8 protein-coding genes are annotated in these 11,372 nt (G+C 66.8%); 1 reads left to right on the top strand and 7 read right to left on the bottom strand.

Annotation, left to right across the window (positions count from 1 at the left end; translation table 11 throughout):
- Positions 1-810 (top strand): ATP-binding protein (locus tag VJ604_RS11650; RefSeq protein ID WP_324082643.1); only part of this gene is annotated, 810 nt, incomplete at its 5' end.
- Here the strand turns inward: VJ604_RS11650 and glpK are convergent.
- From glpK to VJ604_RS11615, 7 genes are all read right to left on the bottom strand, one after another.
- The gene (gene glpK, locus VJ604_RS11645; protein ID WP_324082641.1) at positions 807-2,300 is read right to left on the bottom strand and encodes a glycerol kinase GlpK; all 1,494 of its coding nucleotides are present in this window, start codon (positions 2,298-2,300) and stop codon (positions 807-809) included. The two genes, VJ604_RS11650 and glpK, sit on opposite strands and share 4 nt — an antisense overlap.
- Before the next feature lie 61 nt (positions 2,301-2,361).
- The gene (locus VJ604_RS11640; protein ID WP_324082639.1) at positions 2,362-2,910 is read right to left on the bottom strand and encodes a hypothetical protein; all 549 of its coding nucleotides are present in this window, start codon (positions 2,908-2,910) and stop codon (positions 2,362-2,364) included.
- Between the two features lie 57 nt (positions 2,911-2,967).
- On the bottom strand, positions 2,968-4,209 hold the full coding sequence (locus VJ604_RS11635; RefSeq protein ID WP_324082637.1) for a DUF3108 domain-containing protein: 1,242 nt from the start codon (positions 4,207-4,209) through the stop codon (positions 2,968-2,970).
- A 324-nt stretch (positions 4,210-4,533) separates the two neighbouring features.
- Positions 4,534-6,804: a hypothetical protein gene (locus VJ604_RS11630; RefSeq protein WP_324082635.1), complete on the bottom strand. Its 2,271-nt coding sequence runs from the start codon at positions 6,802-6,804 to the stop codon at positions 4,534-4,536.
- Between the two features lie 248 nt (positions 6,805-7,052).
- The gene (locus tag VJ604_RS11625; protein WP_324082633.1) at positions 7,053-10,163 is read right to left on the bottom strand and encodes a carboxypeptidase regulatory-like domain-containing protein; all 3,111 of its coding nucleotides are present in this window, start codon (positions 10,161-10,163) and stop codon (positions 7,053-7,055) included.
- Positions 10,164-10,225: 62 nt separating this feature from the next.
- Entirely contained in the window at positions 10,226-11,152 is a 927-nt protein-coding gene (locus tag VJ604_RS11620; RefSeq protein ID WP_324082631.1) for an MSCRAMM family protein, read from the bottom strand.
- Between the two features lie 23 nt (positions 11,153-11,175).
- Positions 11,176-11,372: hypothetical protein (locus VJ604_RS11615; RefSeq protein WP_324082628.1), on the bottom strand; the 197-nt coding region annotated here is incomplete at its 5' end.

The following is an 11,372-nucleotide window of genomic DNA, read 5'->3' as shown; positions in this document are numbered from 1 at the left end:
CTGGCGGACGGCGGGCAGCTGGAGCAGGTGCTGATGAACCTGGCCACCAATGCCCGCGACGCCATGGCGGGCAAGGGGTGTCTGGCCATCGACATCCGGAGGATCGAGATCGAGGAGGAGTTCGTGAGGCTGCACGGCTACGGGGCGCCGGGGAGTTTCGCCCTGATCACCGTCTCGGACACCGGCGCCGGCATGGAGCAGTCGGTACGTGAGAAGATCTTCGAGCCCTTCTTCACCACCAAGGAGACCGGTCACGGCACCGGGCTCGGGCTCTCCATCGTCTACGGCATCGTGAAGCAGCATCAGGGGTACATCAACGTCTACAGCGAACCGGGGAAGGGAACCAGCTTCCGCATCTACCTGCCGCTCATCGATGCGGTGGAGGTAACGTCGGCCCTTTCACTCCGGCAGGCGGGCGGGGGGAGCGAGACCCTGCTGCTCGCGGAGGACGACCCGGGGGTCAGGGCCCTGGTGAGAAGCGTGCTGGTGGGGGCGGGATACCGGGTGATCGAGGCGTGCGACGGTGAGGAGGCCGCGGCCGGCTTCCGGGACCACCTGCGGGAGGTGGACCTGCTGGTGCTGGACGTGGTGATGCCGAAGAAGAACGGCAAGGAGAGCTTCGAGGAGATCTCGGCCCTGCGCCCCGGGGTCAAGGCCCTCTTCATCAGCGGCTATCCTCCCGACATCGTCAGCCGCAACGGGCTGATCGACTCGGGCGTCCATCTGCTCATGAAGCCGCTGCTTCCCAACCAGCTCCTGGCCAAGGTCAGGGAAATGCTGGACCAGCAGAAGCTCTGCCGCGCTGATTAAAGAGGAGCCCGCTCCCAGCCCAGGGAGAGCCGCACCGCCTTTTTCCAGCCACGGCAAAGCTCTTCCCTGCGGCCCTCATCCAGCTCGGGGGAAAACCGGCGGTCCAGGGCCCAGCTCTGGGCGACCGCGGCCCGGTCGATAACGCCGGCCCCTATCCCTGCCATGAGGGCCGCCCCCAGCGAGGTGGTCTCCGTGCAGCGCGGTCTTAGCACCGGAGCACCCAGCAGGTCGGCCTGCATCTGCAGGAGGAGGTTGTTACGGGTCGCGCCGCCGTCCACCCTCAGCTCGCTGAGCGGCACCCCGCTGGCCGCTTCCATGGCACGGATGGCGTCCACCGTCTGGAAGGCGATCGCCTCCAGGGCGGCCCGAGCCAGCTGCGCCTTGCCGCTCCCCCGGGTCAGGCCGGCGATCACCCCCCTGGCATGCGGGTCCCAGTAGGGGGTCCCCAGCCCGGTCAGGGCCGGCACCAAGTAGACCCCGCCGCTGTCCGGCACGCTCGCCGCCAGCGCCTCCACCTCCGCTGCCTCCGCGATGATCCCCAACCCTTCCTTGAGCCACTCGATGGCGGCCCCTGCTATGAAGATCGAACCCTCCAGCGCGTACTGCACCTTTTCCCCGGGAAGCTGCCAGCCGATGGAGGTCAGCACCCCTTCGCCGCAGCTCCCCTGCTCGCCGCAGTTCATCACCACGAAGGCGCCGGTGCCGAAGGTGGCCTTGGCCATGCCGGAGGTGAGGCACCCCTGCCCGAGCAGGGCGGCCTGCTGGTCTCCCGCCACCCCGGTGATGGCGATCTCGCCGCCGGCGATCTCCGCCGAGGTCACCCCGAAACGGGAGGCGTTGGGCAATACCTCCGGAAGCATGGCGCGCGGAATGTCGAACAGCCGCAAAAGGTCGTCGTCCCAGCTGAGGGTGTGGATGTTGAAGAGGAGGGTGCGGCTGGCGTTGGAGAGGTCGGTGACGTGGGAGCGGCCGGCTGTCAGACGGAAGATGAGCCAGGAGTCGACGGTGCCGAAGCAGATCTCCCCCCTCTGCGCCCTCTCGCGCAGGCCGGGGAGTTCATCCAGCAGCCAGCCGAGCTTGCTGGCCGAGAAGTAGGGGTCCAGAAGCAGCCCGGTCCGTTCCCGGACCAGCGGCTCCACGCCGTCCCTCTTGAGGAGGTCGGTGCGCTCGGCGGTGCGCCGGTCCTGCCAGACGATGGCGCGGGAAAGCGCACGGCCGGTGGCGCGCTCCCAGACCAGGGTGGTCTCGCGCTGATTGGTGATGCCGATGGCGGCTATCCGTGAGGTGGGTATGTCAGCCTTGGCGAGGGTCTCCTGGAGGGCTGCCAGCTGGCTCTCCCAGATTTCCTCCGGGTCGTGCTCGACCCAGCCCGGTTGCGGGTAGTGCTGGGTGAAGCCCCGGGCCGCCGAGGCGATCGGCTCCCCTGCCTGGGTGAAGATGGTGGCCCTGCTGCTGGTCGTGCCCTGGTCGATGGAAAGCAGATAAGTCATGGTCCTCCCTGCGCATGCCGGTCGCTGACCCGCGGATCCCTTCACCCTTCACCTGCCTGTATCATTTGAACCTGAAGATCAACCGCGTCCCCATCCTCTCCTCCTGCTGGGGGCCTCCGGTCGCCCACCCCGAGAGCGGAGTGCGGTCGTAGAAGAGCATGAGGTCCGTCCCTTGGGTGAGGTGGAATCCCATCTCGCTGGTCCAGGTGGTGTTTTTGACGGGATGGGCGAGATCGTAGGCGCGCCTGGTCCCCAGGTCCTGCCCCACCGGGGTCTCGGTGCTCTGGATGGTAAGGACAGAAAACTTGGCGGCGGCGGAAAGGTACCAGCTGTCGGTCAGGGAGAGGCGCCAGCCGGCCTGGGCGTGTACCCGGTCCTCGATACCGGTGAAGCTCCCTTCACTGTGCCGGTACCCGAGCCCCCATTCCGGCTCCAGCAGGAGATCGGTGGTGGCCTCGTACTTGACGCCGCCGGTAGTGAGCAGGCGGTCGGTGGCGAAAAAATGCTGGGTGGAGAGGGGTGGCGACAGGACAGGGGTGTCCAGTCCGGCGCCGTAAAGCGGCGCGGAGGTGACGGCAACCAGCACACCTGCAGCGAAAAGCCCTCTCATGGGCGACAGTGTAGCAAAAAAAAGCTGGTTTTGCTTCCTGTTAATTAACGAAGCCAGCTAAGGAAGTTGATAGGGGCTGGACTCGGCGGATACCAGCCGGGCGGTCACCTTGCCAAGCGCTATGGAGGTCTCGATCTTGACCGGGACCCGGGACGCGTCGTCCGTCAGCCAGATCAGCACTTCGCCGGTGCGCCGGAAGATGCCGGCCGTCTTCTGGAGGGGGCGGACCACCAGCGTGTCGACCTTGCGTAAGTTGGCAAGCGACATCTTCTCCCTGCGCAGCACTTCCACCGGCACCTCCGCATAGCTCTCGCTGTCGAAGATGTAGAGGGTCTCGACGGTGCCGACCTGCAAGGGACGGTTCCGGAGGTAATAGATGCCGGAGAGGCTGTCCAGCACGTTGCCGGTGGGGACGGAGATGGTGAGGGAGCGCGGCTGCTTGAGGTCGAACCAGGAGACCCTCTTCTTCCTGAGGTTGATGGTGAAGTTCTCCTCGCTGGTGAAGGAGCCTTCCCGCTGACTGACCCTGGCCATGATGTAGAGCCCTCCCACGTGCTGGGTCTCCACCAGGTCCTCAACCAGGTAGATGCCGGAGAAGGCGGCGTTCGATCTCACCCTCAGGGTGATCGAGGTGATCCCCTTTTCGTTTTTGGACTCCAACTCGGCGTGGCCGATCGGCACTCCGTGCATGGTGATCTGGTAGGCGAGCCTCTCGTAGCGGGGGGCCAGGAAGTCGCTCACCTTTTGCAGCATGGTGTCCGGAGCTTGAGAGGCGGCCGGGGCAGGCGTCGCGCTTGGCTGCTGGAGGGCCACCGGAGCAGGCGTATCGGCAGGGGCCGGGGCGGAAGCGGCCTCTGCGCTGGGCAGGGCGGAGGCGGGCGGTGCCGGATCTGCGGAGGCTTCCTGATCGGCAACAGGAGACGGGGAGACGGCGGCTGCTTCGGCAGCAGCGGAAGCCGGTTCACTGCCTGGCGAGCTGGAGGGGGGCCAGAGACCGGGAACTGCCGGATCGTGAAGAGCGGCAACGGACCGGACCTCGCTGGGGGTATCCGCCGGGGTGTCGGCAGTCGCGGGCGGTTCCGGAGAGGGACGGGAGGCGGAATCCGCTGACGCCACCGGAGCGACACGCGCCTCCAGCGTGTCAGACAACTCCAGCGCCACCGCTGGCTGCTGATCGACCGGACGGCCGAAGTCGTAGTGTCCCAGCACCCCCACGGCATGCGCCATCACCACGTGCAGTAGCAGGGAGCCGAGGCAGCTGAGAATAAGTGGACATTTTTTTAGGAAGAGTTTGGACATCTTACATCCTGACGATGTGTCCGTCGGTAGCCGTTCATGCTGAGCTTGTCGAAGCACCCTTTCCCGACGGTCACAAGCTTTCCCCTTCGACAGGCTCAGGACAGGCTTCGACATGCTCAGGACGAACGGGTTGAGAGCTTGATATGTCGGCAGTGGAGGCTAAAGATCAATCGATCTGTACGCGCCCCCTGGAAAAAAGAGGGTGGAGACGCGTCGAGGCGTCTCCACCAATGCCCTCCTTGCAATGCGACCAACGCCCTCCTTCAGGTGCATTACAAGGCCCCGCCTCTTACAGGCGGGGCAAATGCCAGCTAATTGTTACGGTTACGGACGCTCCGGGGAGCTCCAGGCGCCGGTGCTGCGGTTCCAGCCTACCAGGTAGAGCATGCTCTCGGTGGTGCCGCTGGCCACTATCTTCAAAGTACCGTCGGTGTAGGCGGTAGTCCCTTTGCCGTACAGCCCGGCGACGGCGGTGCCGGTGGTCTTGGACAGGTTGATGGCGCTGGCGCTCACGCTCCTGTTCAGGGTGCCGTCATCGAGGAAGTCGATGCTGTCGTAGATGAGCCTGCGGGAGTAGGTGCGGGCGTGGGCGAAGCCGCCCTGGTCCTTGGCGAAGAGGGCCACGTTGCTGATGGCGCCCAGGAACTTGCCGAAGCCGAGGTCGGTGGCGTCGGTAGCGCCGTTGGTGGAGTAACCCAGCAGCTTGGCCGCCTTCTGGAAGTCGGCGAGGGTCGCGCTGTTGACGTTCAAGGAGCCGTCAGTGGTGTAGAGACCGCCGGTCTTCACGGTGGTGTAGACCACGACCTTGTACGGCTGCCCGGAGGTGGCCTGGTTGATGCCGATGGTGAAGTTGAGCGGAGTGGCGATGCCGGCCGGAGTTGCGTTGTAGGCGGCCACTTTCTGGTTCACGACGGTTGCCGCCAGCAGGATTGCGTTGTTGTAGACCTCTTTGTTGGGCTCGATGAAGTAGCTGCGGAAGGCGTCGATGCCGGTGGTCAGGTCTCTGCCGTTCTCGGAGGTGTGGCAGTTCACGCAGACGGCGTTGAAGGCGGCCTGGTCGATCCTGTAGCTGTGGCTGCCGCTCACGTGGCAGACCGCGCAGGGGCCGTTGGTCAGGAGGTTAGCCGGGGCCGGCTTGCTGGCGGAGAAGTGGCTGTCGGCAGCGATGGCCGAGGTGCCGAACTTGCGGTGCGTGCTGGAGATGGTGCCGCCGTCCAGGTCGGAGGTCAGGCTGGCGACGTAGGATGCCGACGGGGTGCCTGCGGTACCGGTGGACAGGTTGGTGAAGCCGAACTTCACATACATGACGGCAGCGGCCGGCATGTTGTGCTGGGTGATGGTCGCTTTCGGAGAGAGCGTACCGTTGTTGGTGTAGGTCAGGGCCTGACTGGAGCCTGCAAAGTAGGGGTCAGACATGCCGAGCGCGGTGGAGACCCCTTCGGTGGTGCCGCTGTGGCAGACGATGCAGAGGTTGGAGCCGGCGACGTCCGGGTAGTACTGCTTCTTGTTCGGGTTCAGCACGTTGTTGGGGGCGAAGCCGTAGCCGGGGGTCGAGGTGGTGTAGGTGGCGAAGGCGGTCGCTTTGGCGCCCGGCAGGTTGCGCAGTTTGCCGAGGGCGGCGTTGGTGTGGCAAGCGTCACAGGTGATCATCTGCGGAGTCGGCGGCGTGGTGCCACGGGTAAGGGCGGTGGGGTTACCCACCACGCTGATGAAGGTCTTGGCGTTGTGGCAGCGCAGCGCGCAGCCGTTGCTACCGCCCATGTTGATGTTGGCGAAGTCGGTGGCGCCATGGCCGGACTGGGCCCAGGTCTTACGCTCCATGTTGCCGGCCTTGGTGTTGTGCATCTGGTGGCAGGCGGAGCACTCGGTGGCATTGGCCAGGTAGTAGGTGCCGTGGTTGGCGACCAGGGCGGTGTTGGTATTGTTCAGGTTGTGGCACTCGAAGCAGCGGGCGGCGGTGCCGTTGGCGGAGGGGTCCGGGTTGTTGTGGGACGGACCGTGGCAGCCCACGCAGCCTGCCCCCTGGCCGTTGGCATCAACGAAGGAGGTGTTGGTGTAGTGGCCGGACTGCTTGTAGTTGGCCACGATGTTCTGGCCGGTCTTGTCCAGCGCGGTCTCGTGGCAGCCCAGGCAGGTCTTCTCCTCGGCCTTCACCACCGGCTGCGCCATGGTGATGATGCCGACGTCGGTGGTGGCGCCGGCGGCCACGTTCACGTTGGTGGCGAACCCTTCATAGAGGGAGGCGCCGGAGGCGTCCACCGCCTTGACGGCCACCGCCACGGTGCCCGGGTAGATGCCGCCGATCTGCCCCTGGGTGCTGTTGGCAGCCACCGTGCTCTTCACCACCGGGATCGCGCCGTTGGCGCCGGAACCGGTGACGGTGAACTGGATGTTGGCGATCCCCGCGGGGATGGCCGCCAGGGCCTTGGCGGCGCTGCCGCTCTGCTGCCACTGCAGCTTGGCGGTGATGGCGCCAGCAGTGGAGGCGCCGGTAGTGCCGGCGACGGTGCCGGCGTTGTTCGCGCCGCAGCCCGTCATTGCCACCATCAACAGGACAAACAGCAGGTAATGCAGCTTGGTCAGACTCTTCCTCATCTTGCTCTCCTTGCTTTGAGTGTTCGAACCATGGTTCGTTTCTGCCCGATTGCAGTGTTCGTTTCCTAATCCGTTTTCCAGACTATCTTGATCCAATGTCACCTCCGTAACCGTGCCGGTTCGGGGGCGCCGGCTGCCGGCGTCCACGACCGTACTATTCGCTCTGTCCCATGCCGGCTGGCTATCTCATCAGCGCGCGACCTGCCGCTGCAAACCTTTCCTCGGTCCTGCCGTTGAAAGGGGACCCGTCACTGCCACGCCAGCGATCCGCTGATGGAGCCGGTGGGGAAGGAGATGCCACCGCTTATCCTGCCGGTGGGATAGATGCTCCCGGCCGTGACCATCCCGCTCGGGAAGGCGATCCCCCCGGCCACCACCCCGGTCGGGTAGCTGACGCCGCCGGAGACCGTGCCGCTCGGGTAGAGGGTGCCCCCCGTTACCGTGCCGCTCGGGTAGATGACGCCGCCGATCACCGTGCCGGTCGGGTAGCTGAACCCGGTGGTAACCGCGCCGACCGGGAAGGCGATCCCCCCCACCACCGTGCCGGGAGGGTAGCTCACCCCGCCGATCACCACGCCGTTGGGGTAGGTGATGCCGCCGATCACGCTGCCGGTCGGGTAGAGGACCCCGCCCAGCACGGTGCCGCCACCGGGGTAGGTGATGCCGCCGATGACCGTGCCGTCGGGATAGGTCACGCCGCCGCTGATGGCCGCGGAGAGGGTGGTCAGGAAGTCCTGTCCGGTGACGTTCATCCCGCTCACCGTGAGGCTCCTGCTGGTGGGGGTGAACAGGTAGTAGCCGGCCGCCGAGGCGCTCAAGGTGTAGCTGCCGTTGGCCACCCCGGTGAAGGAGTAGTTGCCGTTCAGGTCGGTGAGCGCGGTGGAGGAGGCGCTGCCGTTGGCCAGCGTGATCAGCACCCCGGAGAGGCCGGAGCCGTTCAGGGTCACCTTGCCGTAGATGCTGTAGGTGTTGGGTGCGGCAGCCGGTGTGGTCACCGAGAGCGGCGCGCTGGCGGCGGAGAGGTTGCCGGGGTTGTCGTAGGCCTTCACCGTGTAGAGATAGCCGGTGTTCCCCGCTACCGAGGTATCGGTGAAGGTCACCCCGCTCTTCACGTTCGCCACCTGGGCGCCGTCACGGTAGACCAGGTAGCCTGCCACCACCTTGTCGCCGGTGCTCTTGCTGGAGGCGCTCCAGGTGAGCGCCACCTTCCCGCTGGTGGGAGCGGTGGCGAGCGCAAGGCCGCCGGGGACCGTGGGGGGGGTGGTGTCGGTCAGGTCCACCGCGGCCGGCGTGGGGACGGCCCAGGTAGTGCTTAAGTCCGAGAGGATGCCGGCGCTGCTGAAAGCCCGCACCCGGTAGCTGTAGACGGTGGAGGGGGAGACCGTGGTGTCGGTGAAGCCCGGCATCCTGACGGTGGCGATCTTGACCATGTTGTTGCCGCTGCCGTCGCCGCGCAGCACCACGTAGCCGGCCACATCGGAGCCGATGTTGGTCGAGCTCCCCCACATGAGGGATACCGAGCTGCTGGTCACCGAGACGGCCACCAGGTTGGCGGGGACGGTGGGGGCGCTGTTGTTCACCCCCTGGCTGGGGTCGGCGGGGGTGGCGGCGGCCAGCTGGTTGGAGGGAGCGGATTCTCCGGAGGCGGCCGCTGCGGTCACCGTGTAGAGGTAGCTCGTGTTGGGGGTCACCGCGCTGTCGCTGTAGCTCGACCCGGCGATGCCGGTCGCGATCAGCTGGGAGTCGCGGTAGACGTTGTAGGTCACGGCCGCCGTCGAAGAAGCCCCCCAGCTGAGGGAGACCTTGTTGTAGGCGGCCGGTGCCGCCAGCGCCAGCGCACCGGGTGCCTGGGGCGGGGTGGAGGCCGCGGGCGCCTCGCTCCGTATGGTCAGCAGGGAGGAGGAGGCGGAAAGGTTGCCGTTGGCGTCGGCCGCCTTCACGAAATAGCTGTAGCTGGTGCCGGCGGCCACCGACTTGTCGGCGAAGGAGGTCTCCGACACGGTGGCGATCAGCTGGTAGTCGCGGTAGACGTTGTAGCTTGCCGCGGGGGAGATGCTGCCGTCGGCGTTGTTCTTGGTGGACTGCAGCCACTGCAGGCTGACCAGGTTCTGGGTGACCCCCTTGCAGGCAAGACCGGCCGGCGCGGAGGGGGCGATGCCGTCCACCGCCGCCGGGGTGCTCACCGCGGCTGCCGGGCTGGCGGCCGAGAAATTACCCGCCTTGTCGAAGGCGACCACCTTGTAGCTGTAGCTGGTCTGCGGCAGCGCGAAGACGTCCTGGTAGCCGAAGGAGCTCGCGGTGGAGCCGGCGGCGTTGACCGTGTCGATGGTCGCATAGACCCCGGAGGCGTCGGCGCGGCAGATGGAGTAGCCGGTCACGCCGGTGTCGTCGCTGGAGGCGCTCCAGGTGAGCTTCACCGATCTGGCGGAGACCGCGTTGGCCGTGAGCAGCGCGGGGGCGCTGGGGGGGGTGCTGTCGGAGACGTCCGGCACCGCCACCGGTGCGGACTGGGCATTGGAGAGCGCCGTGTTGATGGCCGGGCTGGGCTGGTATTCGGCGGGGAGGCTCCCGGCGGCGGTCAAGGTGACGGTGGCCTGGACGATGCCGCTCTTGATGGAGTCGGCCAGGGTTCCCATGCCGTTACTGGAGAGCATGGCGCTCACCATGCTGGCCACCGTGTTGCCGCTGTTGCCGGAGAGCACGGTGTTGACCGCCTGGATGGAGACCAGCAGGTCCTGCTGCGACTTGGAGGTGTTGGTATCGGTGGCGCTGGCCGGCGGCGCGGTCTGTGCGAAGTTGGCGCCGAAGACGGCGGCCAGCGCACCGTTGGCCTTGCGGATGTTGTCGGAGGTGAGCCCGCCCGAGGCGTAGTTCTGCTTCACGAACTCCACGGCCACCTCGGTGGCGAAGCTGACCATCACCGGCGGGATACTCCCCTGGGCGACCACGCTGCTCGCCAACGCCGACCTGATCTTGCGCCCACCGCTGCCGGAGGCCAGCTGGGCGAGCTGCTTCAGGATGGAGGATGCGGGCAGCGAGGCCTCGATCACCACCGACCCCGCGTAATCCGCCGGGATCTGCAGGGTGTAGCCCCCCCGCTTGCTGGTGGTGGCGGTGGACGGGTAGATGCTGATCGGGTTGGACGACTGGGCGCCGCCGGCATCGACGCCGTAGGCGGTCACGCTGGCGCCGGAGACCGGAAGCCCGGTTGCCGGATCGGAAACGATGCCGGAGATGGCTTTGGTAGCGGCGTTTGGCTGCACGCTTTGCGCCTTGTAGTCGCTACATCCGGAAAGGAGCAGCGCCAAAGAGGCAAGCAGCAGGGCTGCCAGTGTGAACCTCTTCCAGTTAATCGACATACAACTCCTCCTTCTGTTATTGCTGAGCACTTTTGTCGTCTTCATGGGACCGCGACCTGCCCTCACAGGGTGATGGTTACCGAGCCGGAACCGGATCCCTGCGGGCTGGCGCTGATGGCGTTGCCGGTGGCGTCGGCGCCGTTCACCCGCACCAGCAGCGGATTGGGGACGAAGGCGTAGCCGGAGAGGTTCGGGGTCAGGGTGTAGTAGCCTTCCGGGATGCCGGACAGGAGGTAGTTGCCACTGGCGTCGCTGGTCGCGCGGTAGCTCACCCCGTTGTCGCCGGCGAGCGAGAGGGCCACGTTGGCGAGGCCGGCCCCACCCTGGACGGTCACCGAACCGGCGACCTGGTAGGTGGCCGCCCCGGCGGTGGAGAAGTTGGCGCTCTGGTCGGCCCCCTGCACGGTGACGCTCTGGCCGGCGGGCGTGAAGCTGTAGCCCGCGCCGTGGGAGACGCTGACCAGGTAGCTGCCGTCGGCGAGCCCGGCGATGGCGTAGTGGCCGGCGCCGTCGGTGCTCTGGCTCCCCACGGTGAGGCCGCTGGCGGCCGCCACCACGCTGACCGTGGCGCCCGACAGACCGTTGCCGTTGGAGCCCGACACCTTGCCGGAGAGCGTGTAGCTCGGGATGGCCGCCGCCGTGAAGGTGAGTTGGGCTCCGCTGTTGGCGATGGTGACCGTCTGGCTGGCGGGTGTGAAGGTGTAGCCGGAGCGGGACGGGGTCACCGTGTAGCTCCCGTTGGCCAGGTTGGTGAAGCTGAAGTTGCCGTTGCCGTCGCTGAACTGCGCCCCCTGGCCGGTGACCGCCAGGGAGACCTGGCCGAGCCCGGCGCCGTTCAGGCTCACTTTGCCGGTGATGGTGAAGGGAGCGGGAGCGGCCGGCAGCGTGCCGGTGGCGCCGCCTCCCCCTCCCCCGCCGCAGCCGGCGAGGACCAGCATAAGTCCGCCCAGCAGAAGAGTAGCCACGATGTAGATGACGTTCTTTCTCACGATGTTTCCTCTCCTCCCCGGCGCTAATTCCAGTGGGCCGGGTTGGGTGCCAGCGTGTGGCAGGGGTTGGTGCAGTTGGTGGTGCCCGCGTCGTAGCTCGAGATGCTGGTGCTGCCGCCGCCGATGGTGCTGGCCGCCGCCGCTTCGAAGGCCGGGGTTGCCAGGCCGCCGAAGTGGGTGGCATCGGTGAGTTTCGCCATGTTGTGGCAGTCGGTGCAGA

The sequence above is a fragment of the Geomonas sp. genome, from assembly GCF_035254065.1.
Lineage (GTDB): Bacteria > Desulfobacterota > Desulfuromonadia > Geobacterales > Geobacteraceae > Geomonas.
Note: the sequence above shows the minus strand (reverse complement) of the source record. Positions and strands in the feature narration are given on the sequence as shown.

Bases quoted from the DNA above. Each gene is read 5' to 3' on its own strand.
- glpK (WP_324082641.1), bottom strand. From the start codon at position 2,300: ATGACTTATCTGCTTTCCATCGACCAGGGCACGACCAGCAGCAGGGCC.
- VJ604_RS11640 (WP_324082639.1), bottom strand. From the start codon at position 2,910: ATGAGAGGGCTTTTCGCTGCAGGTGTGCTGGTTGCCGTCACCTCCGCG.
- VJ604_RS11635 (WP_324082637.1), bottom strand. From the start codon at position 4,209: ATGTCCAAACTCTTCCTAAAAAAATGTCCACTTATTCTCAGCTGCCTC.
- VJ604_RS11630 (WP_324082635.1), bottom strand. From the start codon at position 6,804: ATGAGGAAGAGTCTGACCAAGCTGCATTACCTGCTGTTTGTCCTGTTG.
- VJ604_RS11625 (WP_324082633.1), bottom strand. From the start codon at position 10,163: ATGTCGATTAACTGGAAGAGGTTCACACTGGCAGCCCTGCTGCTTGCC.